This is a genomic window from Kribbella rubisoli (assembly GCF_004217145.1).
GTDB classification, from domain to species: Bacteria; Actinomycetota; Actinomycetes; order Propionibacteriales; family Kribbellaceae; genus Kribbella; species Kribbella rubisoli.
Genome location: NZ_SHKR01000012.1, coordinates 837,788 through 856,514 on the forward strand (window position 1 = coordinate 837,788; position 18,727 = coordinate 856,514).

Consider the following 18,727-nt stretch of genomic DNA (forward strand, 5'->3'; position numbering starts at 1 on the left):
ACGGGTGCAAAGGGAACGATGCTCCGCATCGACCCCTTCGCCCCCGCGCGCCGATGCACCGCACCGAGCACCTCCTCGCTACGGCGCTGGATCACCAGACAGAACCTAGTGGCGCGCGGCCCGTAGGGCCGTCGCGCATGCCAGGGAACAAGGAGGGATCTTGTGAGGTTGTCTCATAGTGAGTTAACCTCAGTATAACTGTTCCCTGCCGAAAGGGTCTGTATGTCACAGATTTCTGGACTTCCCGGCGGGGGAGGCGGCGGCGGGCGTGCGATGCGCTCGCTGATGAAAGACTCCTCCGTTCGTCACCACAAGCTGTCCGCCGGCACGCTCCGGCGGATTCTCGGGTTTGCCCGTCCGTACCGCGGCTACCTTGCCTTCTTCCTCGTACTCGTCGCGTTCGACGCCGGGACCGGTGCGGTCACCCCGCTGCTGTTCCGCGCGATCATCGACAAGGGGATCGTCCCGGGCCACGCCCAGGTCGTCGTCTGGCTCGCCTTCGTCGTCGCCATGCTGGCGGTCGCGAACAGCGCGATCACCCTCGGCGAGCGCTGGTTCTCCGCTCGCATCGGTGAGGGTCTCGTCTACGACCTCCGCACCGCCGTCTTCGATCACGTGCAGCAACTGCCTGTCGCCTTCTTCAGCCGGACGCAGACCGGCGCCCTGATCCAGCGGCTCAACGGTGACGTCCTCGGCGCCCAGCAGGCCTTCACCTCGACGCTGTCGAACGTCGTCAGCAACCTGCTCAGCGTCGCCCTCGTCCTCGCCGCGATGTTCGTGATGTCGTGGCAGATCACCCTGCTCGCCCTCGTCGTCATGCCCCTGTTCGTCATCCCGGCCCGGCTCCTCGCCGGCAAGTTGCGTGAGGCAACCGCCGAGACGTACAAGCTCAACGCCACGATGGCCCAGACGATGACCGAGCGCTTCAACGTCGCTGGTGCGGTGCTGGCCAAGGTCTTCGGCCGGACCCAGGACTCGTCGCGTGACTTCGCCGGCAAGGCTGCCCGCGTCCGCGACATCGGCGTCACCACGGCCATGTACGGCAGCATCTTTCGCGTCTCGCTCACCTTGGTCGCCGCTCTCGCGGTCGCCCTCGTGTACGGCGTCGGCGGCGTCTTCGCGGTAGAAGGTGCCCTCGGCATCGGTACGGTCGTTGCCCTGACGGCGTACCTGAACCGCCTGTACGGCCCGCTGACCGCGCTGTCCAACATCCAGGTCGATGTGATGACCACACTGGTCAGCTTCGAGCGGGTGCTCGAGGTCCTCGACCTCCCGCCGATGGTTGCCGATCGCAAGGATGCGCGCGAGCTGCCGCCGACCGTCGAGCCGTCGATCGAGTTCGACCACGTGTCGTTCCACTACCCGTCCGCCCAGGAGGTATCGCTCGCTTCGCTCGAGTCGGTCGCGACGCTGTCGGCCGAGACCGGTGAAGAGGTCCTCAAGGACGTCACGTTCACCGTCGAGCCCGGCCAACTGGTCGCCGTCGTCGGCCCGTCCGGTGCCGGCAAGTCGACGCTGTCCTCGCTCGTCTCCCGCATGTACGACGCAACCGGCGGAGCCGTCCTCGTCGGCGGTCACGACGTACGCGAAGTCACGCAGAGCTCGCTCCGCGCGGCGATCGGCGTCGTCACCCAGGACTCGCACATGTACCACGACACGATCCGCGCCAACCTGCTCCTGGCCCGCCCGGATGCCACCGACGACGAACTGCGGCAGGCGCTCGAAGGCGCGCAGATCGCGACGCTCGTCAACAGCCTGCCCGACGGCCTCGACACCGTGGTCGGCGATCGCGGCTACCGGCTGTCCGGTGGTGAGCGCCAGCGCCTCGCGATTGCCCGGCTGCTGCTCAAGTCCCCGTCGATCGTCATCCTCGACGAGGCGACCGCCCACCTCGACTCCGAGTCGGAGGCCGCGGTCCAGGCCGCACTGGCCAACGCGCTGGTCGGCCGTACGTCGCTCGTCATCGCGCACCGGCTGTCGACGATCCGCAACGCCGACGTCATCCTCGTCCTCGACGAGGGCCGCATCCGCGAACGCGGCACCCACGACGAACTCCTCGCCGCAGGCGGCCTGTACGCCGACCTGTACGCAACGCAGTTCGCCAAGGCGGCTTAGGCAGGCCCTGACCGCCAGTTGGACCCCCGTCGCGTGGCGGCACGCGCTCGGGGGAGGATCAGCGCATGAGAGATCGGATGACTGCGGCGGCCACCGAACTGACGTACGACGCCCCGGCGGCAAACTGGCTGGAGGCGCTGCCGCTCGGCAACGGCCGGATCGGCGCGATGGCGTTCGGCGGCCCCGGCCACGACCGGATCGCGCTGAACGACGAGACCCTCTGGTCCGGCAGCCCCGACACCACCCGCCGCCTGGCCACGCCGGTCGGCGAGGTCGGCGCCGCTGCGGTGGACCGGATCCGCGCCGCGCTGGCGACGGGCGACGTACGCACGGCCGAGGAACTCGCGCACGGGTTCCACAGCGGGCACTCGCAGGCCTATCTCCCGCTCGGCGACCTGCTGCTCGACTTCCGCGTCGACGGCGAGGTTACGAAGTACCAGCGCCGGCTTGATCTGGACACCGCGGTCGCGCGGTCCGAGTACGAGGTCGCGGGAGTCGAGGTCTGGCAGGAGGTCTTTGTCAGCGCGCCGGCGCAGGCATTGATCCTACGTCTTGGCGCCTCGCAGCCACTCGACGTGACGATCCGCCTGTCCTCGCAGCTCCGCGCAACCACGCAGGCAGTCGGCGACAACGGTCTGGCGCTGCTTGCCGCCTGCCCGTCGTCCGTCCCGCCGCCGCACGGCAGGGCCGGTATGGAGATCGAGTACTCCGACGGCGACGACCGTGGGATGAACGCGGCCGTCGTACTCCGCGCCCGCACCGACGGATCCACCACGTCGACCGACGAGGCGCTGACGATCAGCAACTCGACGCAACTCCTGCTCGTGCTCTCGACCGCCACCGGCTACGAAGGCCCGCACACCGCGCCGACCCGCACAGCACCCGAATGCCGAGAGGCCGCCGACGCCACCGTACTCAACGCGCTGGACCGATCGGAAGAGCTGAACGATGAGCACGTCTCCGACTATCAGAGTCTCTTCCGGCGTTCGATCCTCACGCTGCCGTCGACCGCGGACCTGACCACCGACCGTCGGCTCGCGGATGCGTCCGACGATCCCGGCCTCGCCGCGCTGATCTACAACTTCGGCCGCTACCTGATGATCGCCAGCTCCCGCGCCGGCGGCCTGCCGACCAACCTGCAAGGCATTTGGAACGAGCACCTCCAGCCGCCGTGGAGCAGCAACTACACGGTGAACATCAACACGGAGATGAACTACTGGCCGGCCGAGACCACGTCTCTGTCCGAGTGCCACGAGCCGCTGCTCACGTACGTCAAGAACCTCGCCGCAGCAGGACGTCGTACCGCCGAGGACCTGTACGGCGCCAAGGGCTGGGCCGCGCACCACAACGCCGACGCGTGGTGCTGGACCGCGCCTGTCGACGGCAACCCGAAATGGGCGAACTGGCCGATGGCCGGCGTCTGGATGTGCCGCCACCTCTGGGACCACTTCGCGTTCACCGGCGACCGTGAGTACCTCCAGGACGTCTGGCCGGTACTGCGGGGCGCCGCCGAGTTCTGCCTCGACTGGCTGATCGAGCTCCCGGACGGCACCCTCGGCACCGCGCCGTCCACCTCACCGGAGAACGAGTACATCGCCGCGGACGGCAGCCCCGCCTCGGTCACGACCTCCTCGACGATGGACCTGTCGCTCATCGCCGATCTGTTCGACCGGTGCACCCGAACGGCGAACGAGCTCGATCTGACCGACCCGCTCATCGACGATGTGGCGAACGCCCGCAAGCGCATTCCCGACCCGCAAATTGGTGGCCGAGGGCAACTACAGGAGTGGCTCGAGGACCTGCCCGAAGCCGAGCCGCACCACCGGCACACCTCTCACCTCATCGGCCTGCACCCCGGCGACCAGATCACCCCGGACGGTACGCCGGAACTTGCGCGAGCCGCAGCCCGTACGCTCGAGCTCCGCGGCGACAAGAGCACCGGCTGGTCGCTCGCCTGGCGGATCTCGCTCTGGGCCAGACTGCGTGACGGCGCGGCCGCACACCGCCTCGTCCGCGAGCTGCTCAAGCCCGCCGGCGACTCCGGGACGGACTACGTCGGTGACGGTTCCGGCCTGTACCCGAACCTTTTCTGCGCGCACCCGCCCTTCCAGATCGACGGGAACTTCGGCGCTACCGCCGGGATCGCGGAGATGCTGCTGCAGAGTCACACGGACGAGCTAGAGATCTTTCCCGCGCTTCCGGCCGAGTGGGCCGAAGGCGCAATCACCGGCCTGCGTGCGCGTGGCGGCGTCGGCGTCGACCTGGACTGGTCTCCGGCCGCTGCAAACGCCGTACTGACAGCGGATCGGGACACGACCGTGGTGATTCGGCACGGCGATCAGCGCCAGCAGGTGTCACTCAGCGCAGGTGTTCCGCTGAGCTATCAGATCAGGTCGTGAACGTGTAGGACGGCGCCGCTCTCCAGGTCGCGGTCGAGAAGCGACCAGATGATGCGGGCAACGTTCTCGGGTTTCGAGAGTTGGCCGAGCGCCTCCATCTCGCGGAAGCGGGTCGAGTCCGGGACTTCGAAGGGATTGGAGGCCCGGAGCTCGGCCTGCATGTCGGTGTCGAGTGCGCCGGGTGACACGGAGATCACCCGACAGCCTGGACTTCGGCGCCGCTGCTCCAACCCGACCGTGCGCACCCACTGGTCGATCCCCGCCTTGCCTGCGCAGTAGCTCGCCTCACCTTCGTGCGGCCGCATCGCCGCGCCGGACGAGATCATGATCAGGTGCTGCTCGCACTGCCGGCCGGACACCGCGCGCAGGAACGAGTGCCCGAGCACCTGGGCGGATGCCGAGTTGAGCAGTACGTTACGCGTGTACTGCGCGGTGTCGACGTGATCGGCCGATCCGAGTGGCGTCAGTGTGCCGGCGTTGTGGATGAAGATCACCAGTTCCGGATCGCAGGTCGCTATCCGTTGCTGGAAGTCGTCGTCAACCACCGGCCACGACGCCGGCTCTGCGAGATCGACGGCTACGTGATGTGCCCCCGCCGTACCACCACGACGCGAGATGTCGATCAGCTCCGCGTTCTCGAACGGAATCGTCGCGGCCAGCGCAGCCCCCAGCCCTGCGGAGGCTCCCGAAATCCAGATCAGGATCCGCCGCAGCGAAGTCACTTTCCCATCCCCGAGCCCAGGCCGAAATCCAGCATCATGCAGCACCCCCTGCAGCGCCCCACCATCCCCTTGGATGAGCAGCCTACGACGCAAATCCCTTCAAATGCACCCCTTCCGGCGTTTCTGCCCACCAGCTGAGTGTTCGCTGAGTGTCGTTGCCTACATCACTGCGAAGAGTTGGCCGTAGGCGGTCGGGCGCGCTGCGCTACGAGCAGCTTGGAGCAGGCCCCAGAGCAGTGCGGAGTTCGCTGTCACCACCGGAATCCGCAGATCCTCTTCCAGGGCGGCGATGACGCCGACGGCACGGAAGCCGTTGCCTCCGATGAAGACCGCATGTGCGTCTGCGGGGGTGTGCCGGACGATCCAGGTGAAGAGTTCCGAAGGGTTGATGCTGCGTTGGTTGCTCGGTAGTTCGCAGGATGCGTGGCTGACGACTTCCAGGCCTTGGGACCGGAAGTACTCCGCTCCGTAGCGGTCCAGTTCGGCGTCGAACCACGGTGGGTCGAACAACGCGATGCGATCGATGCCTAGCGCACCGAGCCCGGCGACAGCGGCTGCACACGGAGCCACAACCGGCATACCGGCGCGTTCAGTCAAGCGATCGACTACCTTGCGTTCGCCGTCAGGCCCGCCGACGTACGACGAACTGGTGAAGCCGATGCCGATGGCATTGATCGGTGCGGCGGCCAGCAGAGCCGTGGCGTCGTCGATCGCGGGTGGTTCGACGAAGGCCTGTACGGGTGCCAGCGGGATCGTCGGATCCATCGCTCCGCCGGCCGCCATCGCGCCGAACGGAACTCGGGCCGAGTGGATGCAGACACCGTCCGGTGCCATGGCCTGCAGTTCTGACTCGGGTCCTACGTCGCCGTGCGGTATCAGTACTCCGAGCCGGGTGCGCACATCCCATCCGTCCGATGACCACATGAGCCCCCTCCTTCCCCCATAAAGAGTGTGCGCCTCGTTCGGCGCGGTCGGTAGCCTCGGCCGGTGGACAACGACTGGGACTGGCAGTGGGATGCGAGCTTGTATGCCGGGAGTGCTCGGCACTACGCGGTGGGGCGGATGGCTTACCCGGTGGCGTTGGGCGAGGCGATCAGGGACGCGCTGGGACTGGACGGTCGCGGGCGGTTGCTGGACGTCGGCTGTGGTCCGGGTTCGCTGACGTTGCTGTTGGCGCCGTACTTCGCGGAAGCGGTCGGGCTGGATGCGGACGGTGAGATGGTCGAGGTGGCTGCGTCGCGGGCTGCTGAGCAGAAGTTGAGCACTGTGAAATGGCAGCAGATGCGCGCGGAAGAGCTGCCGGGGGAGCTCGGGACGTTCCGGGTGGTGTCGTTCGCGCAGTCGTTCCACTGGATGGATCAGGCGCTGGTCGCGGACCGGGTGCGCAGCATGCTCGAGCCCGACGGTGCGTGGGTCCATGTGGGTGCGACCACCCATCGTGGGCTCGACGGAGCGGACGATCTGCCGCATCCGCGCCCGCCGTGGAAGGCGATCGAGGGACTGGTGGCGCGCTACCTCGGTCCGGTACGGCGTGCCGGCAAGAGCGTGTTGCCCGCCGGGACGCGTCCGGGGGAGGAGACGGTGATGCGCGCCGCCGGGTACCGCGGGCCGACGCGGGTAGTCGTCGGTGGCAACGAAATCGAGGAGCGCACCGTGGACGATGTCGTCGCCGCGGTGTTCTCGCTGTCGAGCTCGACGCCGCATCAGCTCGGCGTGCAGCTGCCCGCCTTCGAGGCGGACCTGCGCGAGCTATTGACGAAGGCCGCCGACAACGGCCTGTTCTCCGAACAGCGCCGCGAGATCGAAGCCGTCGTCTGGCGCTGACCCGCCGTTCGAGGGGGATGAATCCCCCTCGAACGGACCGGGTTCGTCAGGACTGGTCGTCCGGGATGTCGTCGTTCTCGCCGTCGAGGTTGTCCAGTTGGTCCTTGGCGAGATCCGTGCCTTGGTCGATCTTGTCGCCGTACTTGCCGCCGGTCTTCTCGTCGACGAAGTCGCCGGCCTTGTCGAGGCCTTCGCCGACCTGCTCACCGTGCTCGTTGACGAGATCGGCGGCCTTGTCCTTCATGTTGTCGAACATGCCCATCGTCTTTCCCCGTTTCTATCGATGGTTGCCTTGTCCTACCACCGCCGTTATTACCCGATCGTGGGGATCCCACACAAGGGGTGATCAACCGGCAAACGGATTCCGGTCGGCTTGCAGCGCGGGCAGTACGGCGCCCGCGAACACGCCGTACAGGTGCCGCTGGAACATCGGGCCGAAGCTGATCCGGGCCACTCCTCGGGCTGTGTAGTCGGCGATCGAGTGTGCGCCTTGCCCGTACGCGACGTTCACCGGGCCGTCGATCTGCGTCGTCAGCGTGCTGATCAGGTCGAGTTCGCCGGCCCCGATCGGGTACACACAATCGGCGCCGGCGGCGAGATAGCGGTCCGCGCGATCGAGCGCGGTCTGTAACTGTTCCTCCGCCGAACCGGCCTTGCGGATGAAGGCATCGATCCGGGCGTTGATGACGAGTGCATCGCCGGCCGCGGCCCGAACCGCGGCGAGGAAGTCGGCCTGCTCGGCCGGATCGACCATCTCTCCGGTCGCCGGATCGGAGTCCTCGAGGTTGAGGCCGACGGCGCCGGTGGCGAGGAAGCGTTCGACCAGTTCGGCAGGTGCCAGCCGGTACCCGCGTTCGAAGTCGACCGTGACCGGCACGGACACCGAGCGCGCGATGTGCGTCGCAGCGGCGAGTACGTCGTCGACCGGCGCGTGCTCACCGTCGTCGTACCCGAGGATCGCCGCCGTGGCGTTGCTGCTGGTGGCGACCGCGCCGAAACCGGCCGCCTCGATGACCCGCGCCGACGCCGCGTCCCAGGCGTTCGGTACGACGAGCGGAGTACCGGGAACGTGCAGCTCCCGCAGAGTAGTTGCCAATGACATCGAAATCAGCTCCTGTGGATCAGAGGCAGCCCGAAGGCCGGAAACAAAGCAGGTTGGTGGAAGCCGAGCACCGACGAGATGCCCGCGGAAGTCACCGTCAGCGCCTTGATCGAGTGCGCGTGGTACTGGTCGTCGGTGCCGCGGATGTAGAGCGCGAACGCAGGCTGACCGTTCGCCGAGGTCTCGACCAGGACCCGTTGATCCGGACCGGGCCGCAGCTTCGAGTCGAGCAACCGCAGTACGTCGGCACGCCCGCTGAACCAGGTCGGGATCGGCGGCATCTCCCACTGCGCGTCCTCGGTGAACAGCCCTTCCAGTACGACGAGATCCTTGCTCTCCATCGCCGCCTGGAACTGGTCGAGCAGAGCCCGCCGCAACGGCTCGGGCGGCTCTCGCAGTTCGTCCTCACGAGGCTTCAGCCGGGCGAGCTCGGCGCGCGCCCGCTGCAGCGAACTGTTCACGGCGGCGGTAGTTGTGTCGAGCAACGATGCGACGTCCGCAGCCGGCCAGGTGAGCACTTCGCGCAGGATCAGTACTGCACGTTGCCGCGGCGGGAGATGCTGCATCGCCGCAACCATTGCCAGACGCAAGCTCTGGCGGTCGCCGACCACCGTGGCCGGATCCGCCCCGAGCAACTGATCCGGGAACGGTTCCAGCCACGGCACCTCGAGCGCTTGCGCGTGCAGGTCCTCCGGGTCGTTGCCCGGGGCACCCAGCGCCGACGGGACGACCCGCCGGCTGCTGTGCTGCAGGAGGTTCAGGCACACGTTCGTGGCGATCCGGTACAGCCAGGTGCGGATCGTCGAACGGTGCTCGAAGTCCGCATGACCCCGCCAGGCGCGCAGGTACGTCTCCTGGACCGCGTCCTCGGCGTCGTGCAGCGAGCCGAGCATTCGGTAGCAGTGCGCCACCAGCCCGCCCCGGTGCTGTGCGAACTCCTCCTCGAGGTTCATCAGACTCCTTCCACCACCAAGTCGTCGACCCGGTCATCGGTTCCGGTCCGACGTCGCCGCGCCGCGATCGCGAAGCCCGAGAGCGCGCCGAGCAACGACAGTACGCCGCCGCCCGCGAGCGCCCGCTCGAATCCGTTACCCGTGTAGCCGCCGGCCGCCGTGAAGACGGACCCGAGTACGGCGACCCCGGCCGCGCCGCCGAGCTGACGGTTCATGCTGTAGATGCCGGACGCGATTCCGACGGCTTCTCGCGGTAGCGACGACATCGCCGCGCTCTGCGCCGCAGGCATCGCCAACGAGATCCCGCAGCCGCAGATCATCAGCGGGGCGACGAGTTCGTAGTACTGATCGGCGCCTCGGCTCAGCCAAAGCATGCCGATCGTTTGCAACGCCATACCGATGATGACCAGCGGACGCTCACCGATGCGATCGACCAGCCGGCCGGCGATCGGCCCGACGATGAACAACGTCGCCGTCCACGGCAGCAGTTGGAGTCCGGCCTTGAACGGCGCCGATCCGAGCTCGGCCTGCATGTACTGCGACAGGAAGAAGACTGCGCTGATCAGCGCAGCGGTGAGGAAGAAGCCGGCCGAGTTCGACGCCGTGAAGGTCCGGTTGCGGAAGAACGCCAGCGGCACCATCGCGTGGTCGGTCCGCCGTTCCCACAACCCGAACGCCACCAGCATCACGACCCCGATCGCGAACGCCGTGAGTACTTCGGCACTCGTCCAGTCCGCCGACTCGCCGCGGACCGTGCCCCAGACCAGCCCGAGTACGGCGAGGCTGATCAGCACCGCGCCGATCAGGTCCAACCGCCGCGCGGGCCCGGTGCTTTCCGGGATCTTCGCCAGCACCAACGCGATCGCGACCACGCCGATCGGCACGTTGATCCAGAAGATCCACTGCCACGACAGCCCTTCGGTCACCGCGCCGCCGATCAGCGGTCCACCGAGTACGGCGATACCGGTCACGCCGCTGAACACGCCGATCGCCTGACCGCGTCGCTCGGGCGGGAACGCCGCACCGAGCAGGCCCATCGCCAACGGCATCACCATCGCCGCGCCGACACCCTGCACGGCCCGGGCCGCGATCAGGAGCGGCAGCGTCGTGGCCAGCGCGCACGCGATAGACGCTGCGGTGAACAAAGCCAGCCCAGCGGCGTACATACGCCGCCGGCCCAGACGGTCGCCGATCGCGGCGGCCGTCATCAGAAGCATCGCAAAACTCAACCCATAGGCGTTGACCGTCCATTCGAGCTGCTCGGCGGACGCGCCGAGGTCGCTCCGGATCGTGGTCAGGGCAGCAGCGACCACGAGGGTGTCCAACGCGACCATGACCGACCCCAAGGAGGTCAGCCCTAGAACCCATCGTTGTTGACCTGTCATTCGTGCAGAAGATTGCTTCACACCAGTACAGACCGGCGGCAGGGGTCGAACTCATCGCTGCGATGAGAACAAGTTTTCAGCGCTCGGGCCGGGCCTCGACCTGGATCAGCGTCTGCTGACCGACAGCAACCAGCGTCCGGCGATCACCCGCGACCCCGAACACCTCGAGCTTGCAGATCGTCAGCGTCCGCCCCGCCTTGATCACCGTGCCGACAGCCTCGAGCCGCTCGCCCTCCGCCGTCCGGCTACGACAACACGAGCGGATAACCCCGCGAGTTGTGCCTTCTCTGCCCGCACACCAGCAGAGAAGGCACAACGGCAGCGGATACCCACTCTTCTTTTCTTGTGTCTTCTCCTTATGCCAGTGGGACTACGGCCGCGGCGGGGAGTGTTGGGGTGCGGGAGCCGCCTTTGGGTTCTACGGTCAGGCCGAAGGTTGCCATTCCGGTGGTGGAGCCGTTGACGAGTTGGGTGATGTCGCCGGTAGAGAGGCCGATCGAGGTGGCCTTGTTGGCTGGGTCCATCATCCAGAGTTGCCAGATGCGGTTCTTGGGGAGTCTCGGGAGATCGCGGAGTACGACGACCGACTTGTCGGCCCTTGTGGACAGGACGACTGTGGCTTGGCCGCCGCCTTCAACCGTGCCGTGGACGGTGCGGGCGTCGGGCTGGGCCAGTACTGCCGCCATCTGCTGGTTGGCGCGTTCTGCCGCGGACCGGTCCTGGTACTGATCGATCGCGACCCCGCCGGCGGCTGCGACCGCTAGTGCCGCCGCGGCCAGGGCGAGCACCGAGCGCCGGGCGAAGCGTTGAGGCTTCGGCGTCGACGCGGCAACTGGCACCTGCGGGGGTAGCTGGCGAACGTCTTCGATCGCGGCCATCACGTTCGCCTTGAGCGCGGGGGGCGGTGGGGTCGAGACCTGAGTGGCGAGCTTGACCGCGGCCTGTCGCAGTTCGGCGACCTCCGTGGTGCAGAACGTGCACTCGGTGAGGTGCGCCTCGAAACGCGTGCGTTCGTCGGACGGCAGTGCGTCGAGAACGTACGGGCCGGTCAGGGTGTGTACGTCGGGATCCGTCATGACCCTTGCCCCTCCGTGGTGCCGAGGCAGTCGCGGAGGCGGATCAGGCCGTCGCGCATTCTCGCCTTGATGGTCGGAAGCTTGGCGCCGAGTTGCTGGGCCACCTCCGGGTACGTGTAACCGTTGTAGTACGCCAGCTCGATCGACTCACGCTGCAGATCGGTCAGCGCCCCGAGGCAGCGCCGTACCTGCTCTGCCTCGAGGCGCGTGCTGACGGTGTCCGCGACCTGGTCGAAGTCGACCTCGGCGGACCGGGCGCCGGCCAGGTCGGTCCGGTCCGCCGCGGCCTGCTCGGAGCGCACCCGGTCGACCGCCCGGCGGTGCGCGATCGTGAGGATCCACGAGTGCGCCGAGCCGCGGTCGGCGTCGTACCTGGTGGCCGTGCGCCAGACGTCGATCATGACCTCCTGCGTGACCTCTTCCGACTGGGCCGGGTTGCGCAGGATCCGGCGTACCAGGCCGAACACCCAGGGAGCGACCCGGTCGTAGAGGGCGCTGAACGCGGCCGTGTCACCGGTCGCGGTGAGCGCGAGGAGGTCACCGTCGGATCGCATGGGCGATCCGACGGGCCAGGGAAGCGCGGTGGGTTCGTTCACGGGTCAGCTTGCCGGGGGCATCAGTACGGAGTCGATCAGGTACACCGTAGCGTTCGCGGTCCGTACGCCGCCGCAGATCACGTTCGCACCGTTCACCTTCAGGCTGTCGCCCGAGCCGGTGACCGTGACGTTCTGCTTCTCCACGGTCGGGTGGGTGCCGACGACCGCGGACGGGTCGAGCTGACCGGCGACCACGTGGTACGTGAGGATCTTGGTCAGCAGCGCATCGTTGCTCTTGAGCGTGTTCACGGTCGCGGCCGGGATCTTCGCGAAGGCCGTGTCGACCGGGGCGAAGACGGTGAACTCGCCGCCGTTGAGCGTGGAGACCAGGTCGACCTTCGGGTTGAGCTTGCCGGAGACGGCCGCGACCAGGGTCGTCAGCAGCGGGTTGCCCGAGGCGGCGGTGGCCACCGGGGCGGCTGCCATACCGTCGATCGAGCCGGCGCCGCTCGGGTTGGCCTTCGCGTAGGCGGCGCAGCCCGGGCCGACCATGGCGGTCGCCGCTTCGCTCATCGACGGGGTCGTGCTCGCGGACGGCGTACTGGCGGAGCTGGCCGGCGCACCGGCGGAGCTGCTGCTGTCGTCGGAACCACCACAGGCGGACGCGGTCACGGCGAGTGCCAGCGCGCTGAGGGCGAGACCTGCGCGGGTGAGGTGCTTGGACATGACGTCATCTCTTTCCTGACGAGGTTGGCTGACACCGGTACTTCGGAGCCGCTCGCAGGCCGGATGGGTTCGAGATTCGTGAAAGTGAACAAGCGTGCACCCGGTGCGGCGTATGGTCGCGAGCCGTCCTGGACTGTCACTGGAGAGGGTGGAACAAACGTGCTGCGAAAGCTGATCACCGGAGCCGTGGCCGCGAGCACGGTCGGCGGGTTCGCGCTGCTTGCGCCGACCGCGAATGCGACGACCGTGCCGGCCGCGCCGGCCGTTCACGAGGCTGCAACGAGGGCGGCGACGTTCGACGGGCTGACCGAGCTGATGATCCAGCGGATCGTGATCGGTGACGACGTCGCGGCGTCGAAGTACTTCAGCGGCAAGCCGGTCGACGATCCGGTCCGCGAGCAGCAGATCCTCGACTCGGTTCGTCAGTCCGCGGTTCAGCTGGGTATCGACCCGGACTCGACCGCGGCGTTCTTCCAGGCGCAGATCGATGCGAGCAAGGTCGTCCAGCGCGGCCTGCTGGCGTACTGGGCCGCCCACCCGGACAAGGCTCCGACCAGCGGTCCCGACCTCAATGTGATCCGCGAGAAGCTCGACGCGCTGACCACCCAGCTGCTGGCCGAGTTGGTACGCGTCGACCACCTTCGCCAGACAGGCCTCCGCTGCGACATCTCGCTCGTCGTGTCGATCGCGACCGGCGAGATCCGCCACCACCTGGACGCGCTGCATCGCCAGGCCGTGCGGACGGCCTCGGCGACCGTCTGTTAGCCCATACGAGCGAGCGCGGCTTCGGTGAGCTCGTACTCGAGCGGCTCGCCCACTGCGAAGCGCTCGATCTCGGCGGCGGTGATCTCGCCCATCTCGAGGTAGCACTCGACGGTCGCCGCCGCCTGATGCGGGGTCAGTAGGACGTTGGCAAGGGTCCGGTACGGGCTGTCGGCCGGCAGCGGCTCCTCGTCGAACACATCCAGCGCTGCGTCGATCCGGCCCGTTCGAAGTTCGGCGAGGAGCGCGGGCGAGTCGATCAGCCAGGAGCGGGCGGTGTTGACCAGGGATGAGCCGTCGGGCATGAGGGCGAGCTCTCGGGCGCCGATCATGTGGTGGGTCTCGGGCAGGGTCGGCGCGTGCAGGGCGACGACACTGCTGGTCCGGAGCAGGTCGTCCAGCGTGCTCCGACGTACGCCGAGCTGGGCCGCGCGATCGTCGGTCAGATACGGGTCGTAGACGACGACCTCCGCGCCGAGCGCGACCAGCATCCGGATGTACTCGACGCCGGTCCGCGACGCCCCGACCACGCCGATCCGCGATGACGTGAGCCCGTGCTGCGGCGGCGCGGCGTCCCGCCAGGCACCGTCGTGCATCTGGTGGTCGAAGCGCTGGATCCGGTGCAGCAGGCTCAACGTGAACGCGAGCGACACCTCGGCCACCGGCTCCGCCATCGCCTGCCCCGCCTGTGTGATCCGCAGTCCACGCCGGAACACCTCGTCGGTGACGAAATGCTTCACCGACGAGGCACTGTGCGCGATCAACCGCAACCGATCCGCGTGATCCAGCACCTCCGCGGTCAACGGCGTCGCACCCCACGACGTGATCAGTACGTCGGCCCCGGGCAACGCCGCCGTCAGCGCCGTCGCGTCCCCGGGATCATCGAGTACGACGACGTCCCCGAGCGCCTCCAGCCACGCGACGCTCGTCGCCCCGAACACCATGTCGCGGAACGACGGCGTCGCCGCCAGCACTATCCGTAGCTTTTCGGCCATGGCCGAATTCTAGTTCACCGAGACGTCGTCGAGCAGGAACGTCGTCGGCGCACCTTCGTTCTCCGTGCTGGTCCAGTCCAGCGTAACGGTCTTGCCCCGGTACGGCGTGAGGTCGACCGACTGCATCGCGTACGACGTCGTACTCCGGTTGAAGGTCTTCACCACGTGACCGTCAACGGTCAGCTGGAGCGCGTCATCGCCACCGGCGACCCGCAGGGCGAACCGCAGCGTCGGATGCCCGAACGAGGGGACGCTCACCGGCTGGCTCAGCGAGTCGGTGTGCGTCGTACCGGTCCCGCCGAGCCAGGCGTATCCGAGCCCGTTGTGGCTGTACTGGCTGTCGGCCCGGATCACGTCCGGAGTCTCGGTCCAGCCGCCGGTGCCGGACTCGAAGTCACCGTTGACCACGGCGTTCTTCCGGGTGCTCACAACCCAGCTGATCACGGTGTTGCCGCGCGCCTTGGTGGAATCGGTTCCTGTAACCGTCACCGAATAAGTCCCGGGCACGGTCGGCCGTCCGTAGATGATCCCGCTCAGCGCGTCGATCCGGAGTCCGGCGGGCAGACCGGTCGCCGAGAACCTCACCAGGCCGTGGCTCGAGTCCGTCGCGCGTGCTCGCAGTACGACGACATCGCCGGCCGCGTTGAACTGCTGGGTCGGTGCGGTGACCGTGATCCGGTTGGCCTTGGTCGGCGAGGTCAGGGCGCGGGTGCCGATCGGCGTACCGAGGCCGGTGGGACCGTCCCAGCCGGGCTGCGCCGTGCACAGCGGGGCCGGGGTGCATTCGCCGTTGTTGCCTTCGACAACATCGTTGAGGTTGCCGGTGGCCCCGTACGGGTATCCGGCCGGAGGGGAGTCCGGAGCGGGGTCACCGGCAAGTGCGTAGGTGGCGGCGATGACGGGGGCGGCCGCGCTGGTTCCGCCGTACACGGCCCAGCCGGAGCCGCCGGTGGTTTGGTATACCGCGACACCGTTGGCCGGATCGGCGACCGCGGAGACGTCTGCGATCGCGCGCTTCGCGCAGGTCGTTGCCGGGATCACCGACTGCCAGCTCGGCTTGGCGATCGCGCTCGAGCAGCCGGATCCGGTGCCTTGGCCGGGTCCGTTGTTCCAGACCGTCTCGGTCCAGCCGCGGGACGAGTCGTCCTTGGTCAGCGTCGTACCGCCGATCGCGGTCGTGGCCGCGGAGCTGGCGGGGTAGGAGACGCCGGCGTCGTAGTCGTAGTCACCGGTGGACGCCGCGTACACGACACCGCGTGGGTTGAAGTACGTCTTGTCGAGTTCGGCCAGGTCGGACGACTCCGGTCCGCCCCAGCTCAGCGAGACGAACTTCGCGCCCAGCTCGTTCGCGGTCTTCACCGCCTTGAGCAGGTCGTCGCTCGGGGAGTTCGACTCGATCAGCGTGATGCCGCAGTTGGGGCAGATCGCGGACACCATGTCGAGGTCGAGCGAGATCTCACCTGACCACGAACGCGACGGAGCGGGCAGCGGACTGGGCAGCCCGTCCTGGTTCAGCTTCTGGAAGCAGCCGTTCGCGGTCGTGCACGCTGGTATACCAAACTGCTTGCGGTAGACCGCCAGGTCGGCCTCGGCGGTCGGGTCGTCGTACGCGTCGACGATGTAGACCCGTTGCCCTTGGCCCGCCGTTGCTGAAGGCAACTTGTACGCCGACTGCAGGTCGGACGGACCGTAGCCGGCCGGGGCTCCCCCCAACGCCTTGGCGCGGAAGCCCAGGTCGGCGCGCCGCTGCGCGAAGCAGGTGTATTCGCCGGGTTTGACGTTCTGGTCGCAGCTCGCGACAACCTTCGGCGGTTCTTGGGTATCCGCGGCCGCCGCCGTCGTCGAACCGGCGACGAGGAGCAGAGCGAGCGGGATGGCCAACCGGCGCAGTGAGATCACAGTTGTACTCCTGAGTGGATCGGCGTCACGCCGGGACGAGAGTGGTCTGCTGCCAGCTCGCGCCGGCGTCATGGCTCACCCAGAGCTGCGTGTTCTGGGTGTACGCCGCATCGCGCTCGACGACCCACGCCGTCGTACCGTTCTGCTGGACCAGGTCGTGGATGTGCTCGCTGTTCTCGAGCCATTCCTGGTCGATGCGCCACGACTTCGACAGCGTCGGACGGTTGTAGACGAGGCTCGCGGTGAGCGTGGACAGCATGACCGCTCCGTCCGGCCCGACCGACAGTTGGCCGGCCAGGCCGAGCCCGCCGGGAATCGCGTCGTACCGGAAGGTCTTGCCGCCGTCGCCGGAGACCAGGAGGGTCTTGTCGGAGTGGCCGCGGCCGAAGTTCGCCATGCAGAGGACGTAGACGCGGCCCGGCCCGTTGGTTGCGAGGTCGGTCATCGTGGCGTCCTCGGCGTCGGCGCAGGTGACCGTACTCGTCGGCCGGACCGAGCCGTTGCGGATCGTGGACAGGCGGCCGGGGCCGACGAACGGCGCGGCCAGGAAGTAGACCGTCGACCCTTCGGCGTCCATGGCGACGTGATCGTCTGCGGCGACCTGGACGTCGAGCTGCTTCCAGCCGGTGGACTTGCCGGCGGGTGCGCGCCAGACCTTCAGCGGGCGGTCGTCGCAGATGCCGGTGCCGATCTCGCAGCCTGACGTGATGACGTAGGTGCCGTCGTGAGCTGCGAGCAGGTTGAGGATCTTGGCGTCACCGCCGGGCACCGGGACCTGCGTCCAGGTCTTGCCGCCGTCCTTGGTGACCTCGAGGTACGGGTCGTACGCCCAACCGAACTTCGCGTTGGCGAACTGCAGACTGGTCAGGCCCGGCTCGCCGCTCTTCGCGAGCCCGTTGTGGGTGCGGCCGGCAGTGGTCCAGGTCTTGCCGCCGTTGTGCGTGGCGAGCACCTCGGCCGGACAGGTCGCAGTACCGTTTTCAGTACCGCAGGCGACGCCGCCGAGCACGTAGCCGTCGGTCTGGGTCGGCCAGACGATCGACTGCGGAGCGAACGCGGGCTCGGTCGGATCGGCGGTCGCGACGTCGGCTCCGGAGCCGACCAGAAGCGCGCTGACGACAGCGCCGACCAGCGCGATCGTCTTGCGGCCAGCATGCAGACGCACAGTTCACTCCTCGGACAGACGACGTTTTCCTCGGACACGCTAAGCCCAGATCTCGCGATTGCGGCGCCCATTCCGGCCAAACGCCGATCCCGGCCAACTACGCTCCTCAGGTGGCTGATTGGGAAGCAGTTGGGCTGTCAGGAATCGACGCCCAGGTCTATCGGCAGCTCCTGCGGGATCCGGGGGTGCCGGTGGGCCAGCTGGGTGAGCTCCTCGAGTTACCTGACAAAGCGGTAACGCAGGCTGTTGACCGGCTTGTAGCGGCCGGGCTGGTGCGGAGCGGGTCGGAGGCCTCGCCTGCGCCGGTCGATCCGCGGTCCGGGCTGGGCATGCTTGTCCGCGAACGGCGGGCTGCCCTGGATGGTGTCGCGGCGATGACCGATCAGCTTGCCCGCGAGTTCAGCGCCGGCCAGTTACAGGCCGAGCCGAGCCGGCTGATCGAGATCGCGGTCGGCCGGGACGCGATCGAGGCGCGGATCGACGACATGCTGCGCGGTGCTACTGAGCAAGCGGTCGGCACGGACACCCCGCCGTACGTCGCTGACGGGAGCGCTCAGGTATCGGGCGCGGAGCTGGCGCTGCTCGATCGAGGAGTGCGGTTCCGGTCGATCTACGCGGCCGAGGTGCTGGACCATCCGGGCTGGGTGGATCGGTTGCGGTCGATGGCCGAGCGCGGCGAGCAGTCGCGGGTGCTGCCGCAGGTGCCGGTCAAGCTGCTGATCGTCGACGGCACCACCGCGATCCTGCCGCTGGCGGGCGGGCCGTCGACGCCGGGACAGCCGCGAGCCGTGGTCGTGTCCGACTCGGCGTTGACGAGTGCGCTGCAGGTCCTGTTCGACCAGCTGTGGGGTCAGGCCACGCCGCTGCGACTGTCCGAGAACGCGGATCCCAACGCGACCCTGATCAACCTGCTGGCCAGTGGGATGAAGGACGAGGCGATCGCCCGTCAGCTCGGCGTGAGCGGGCGGACGTTGCGCCGACGGATCGCTCAGGTGCAGGAACAGCTCGGTGCCACCAGCCGCTTCCAGGCCGGCCTCCAAGCAGGCCGCCGCGGCTGGCGCTAGGGGC

General features: G+C 68.1%; 18 protein-coding genes. 5 read left to right on the plus strand and 13 right to left on the minus strand.

What is annotated here, in order from left to right:
- Positions 1–285: 285 nt before the first annotated feature.
- Together EV645_RS18280 and EV645_RS18285 are read left to right on the plus strand one after the other, a co-directional pair.
- Positions 286–2,115, plus strand: coding sequence for an ABC transporter ATP-binding protein (locus EV645_RS18280; RefSeq protein ID WP_242000493.1), 1,830 nt, complete (start codon positions 286–288; stop codon positions 2,113–2,115).
- A 65-nt stretch (positions 2,116–2,180) separates the two neighbouring features.
- Positions 2,181–4,514, plus strand: coding sequence for a glycoside hydrolase family 95 protein (locus EV645_RS18285; protein ID WP_130445086.1), 2,334 nt, complete (start codon positions 2,181–2,183; stop codon positions 4,512–4,514).
- Here the strand turns inward: EV645_RS18285 and EV645_RS18290 are convergent.
- On the minus strand, positions 4,499–5,236 hold the full coding sequence (locus EV645_RS18290; protein ID WP_157997094.1) for an SDR family NAD(P)-dependent oxidoreductase: 738 nt from the start codon (positions 5,234–5,236) through the stop codon (positions 4,499–4,501). The genes EV645_RS18285 and EV645_RS18290 overlap by 16 nt on opposite strands.
- A 159-nt stretch (positions 5,237–5,395) precedes the next feature.
- The gene (locus EV645_RS18295) at positions 5,396–6,160 is read right to left on the minus strand and encodes a maleate cis-trans isomerase family protein (protein WP_130445088.1); all 765 of its coding nucleotides are present in this window, start codon (positions 6,158–6,160) and stop codon (positions 5,396–5,398) included.
- Positions 6,161–6,223: 63 nt separating this feature from the next.
- On the opposite strand from EV645_RS18295, the gene EV645_RS18300 reads away from it, so the two are divergent.
- Positions 6,224–7,060 (plus strand): class I SAM-dependent methyltransferase, encoded by an 837-nt coding sequence (locus EV645_RS18300; RefSeq protein WP_242000494.1) that lies wholly within the window; start codon positions 6,224–6,226, stop codon positions 7,058–7,060.
- Positions 7,061–7,106: 46 nt separating this feature from the next.
- Here EV645_RS18300 and EV645_RS18305 read toward each other — a convergent pair whose 3' ends face one another.
- From EV645_RS18305 to EV645_RS18345, 8 genes are all read right to left on the minus strand, one after another.
- Complete coding sequence (locus EV645_RS18305) at positions 7,107–7,322, minus strand: antitoxin (protein WP_130445089.1); 216 nt, start codon at positions 7,320–7,322, stop codon at positions 7,107–7,109.
- Positions 7,323–7,406: 84 nt separating this feature from the next.
- Positions 7,407–8,162 carry an isocitrate lyase/PEP mutase family protein gene (locus tag EV645_RS18310; RefSeq protein ID WP_130445090.1) on the minus strand — a complete coding sequence of 252 codons (756 nt, stop codon included), beginning with the start codon at positions 8,160–8,162 and terminating at the stop codon, positions 7,407–7,409.
- 5 nt (positions 8,163–8,167) lie between these two features.
- The gene (locus tag EV645_RS18315) at positions 8,168–9,115 is read right to left on the minus strand and encodes a sigma-70 family RNA polymerase sigma factor (protein WP_130445091.1); all 948 of its coding nucleotides are present in this window, start codon (positions 9,113–9,115) and stop codon (positions 8,168–8,170) included.
- The gene (locus tag EV645_RS18320) at positions 9,115–10,449 is read right to left on the minus strand and encodes a DHA2 family efflux MFS transporter permease subunit (protein WP_242000495.1); all 1,335 of its coding nucleotides are present in this window, start codon (positions 10,447–10,449) and stop codon (positions 9,115–9,117) included. Before EV645_RS18320 ends, EV645_RS18315 begins: the two co-directional genes overlap by 1 nt.
- Before the next feature lie 127 nt (positions 10,450–10,576).
- Entirely contained in the window at positions 10,577–10,705 is a 129-nt protein-coding gene (locus tag EV645_RS43180; RefSeq protein ID WP_277877050.1) for a hypothetical protein, read from the minus strand.
- A 151-nt stretch (positions 10,706–10,856) separates the two neighbouring features.
- Positions 10,857–11,576 (minus strand): anti-sigma factor, encoded by a 720-nt coding sequence (locus tag EV645_RS18335; protein ID WP_130445093.1) that lies wholly within the window; start codon positions 11,574–11,576, stop codon positions 10,857–10,859.
- Complete coding sequence (gene sigK, locus EV645_RS18340) at positions 11,573–12,130, minus strand: ECF RNA polymerase sigma factor SigK (protein WP_130445094.1); 558 nt, start codon at positions 12,128–12,130, stop codon at positions 11,573–11,575. The genes EV645_RS18335 and sigK overlap by 4 nt, the downstream gene beginning before the upstream one ends.
- A 45-nt stretch (positions 12,131–12,175) precedes the next feature.
- Entirely contained in the window at positions 12,176–12,838 is a 663-nt protein-coding gene (locus tag EV645_RS18345) for a fasciclin domain-containing protein (RefSeq protein ID WP_130445095.1), read from the minus strand.
- A gap of 159 nt (positions 12,839–12,997) precedes the next feature.
- Between EV645_RS18345 and aroQ the strand changes: the two genes are divergently transcribed.
- Complete coding sequence (aroQ, locus tag EV645_RS18350; RefSeq protein WP_198681679.1) at positions 12,998–13,603, plus strand: gamma subclass chorismate mutase AroQ; 606 nt, start codon at positions 12,998–13,000, stop codon at positions 13,601–13,603.
- Here aroQ and EV645_RS18355 read toward each other — a convergent pair.
- From EV645_RS18355 to EV645_RS18365, 3 genes are read right to left on the minus strand one after another with little or no spacing between them, the layout of a single operon-like run.
- On the minus strand, positions 13,600–14,595 hold the full coding sequence (locus tag EV645_RS18355; RefSeq protein ID WP_130445097.1) for a hydroxyacid dehydrogenase: 996 nt from the start codon (positions 14,593–14,595) through the stop codon (positions 13,600–13,602). The genes aroQ and EV645_RS18355 overlap by 4 nt on opposite strands.
- Before the next feature lie 9 nt (positions 14,596–14,604).
- The gene (locus EV645_RS18360) at positions 14,605–16,494 is read right to left on the minus strand and encodes a putative Ig domain-containing protein (RefSeq protein ID WP_198681680.1); all 1,890 of its coding nucleotides are present in this window, start codon (positions 16,492–16,494) and stop codon (positions 14,605–14,607) included.
- Between the two features lie 25 nt (positions 16,495–16,519).
- Positions 16,520–17,659, minus strand: a complete 1,140-nt coding sequence (locus tag EV645_RS18365; RefSeq protein WP_130445099.1) for a WD40/YVTN/BNR-like repeat-containing protein — start codon at positions 17,657–17,659, stop codon at positions 16,520–16,522.
- 110 nt (positions 17,660–17,769) lie between these two features.
- On the opposite strand from EV645_RS18365, the gene EV645_RS18370 reads away from it, so the two are divergent.
- Entirely contained in the window at positions 17,770–18,723 is a 954-nt protein-coding gene (locus tag EV645_RS18370; RefSeq protein ID WP_130445100.1) for a winged helix-turn-helix transcriptional regulator, read from the plus strand.
- Positions 18,724–18,727: the final 4 nt, after the last annotated feature.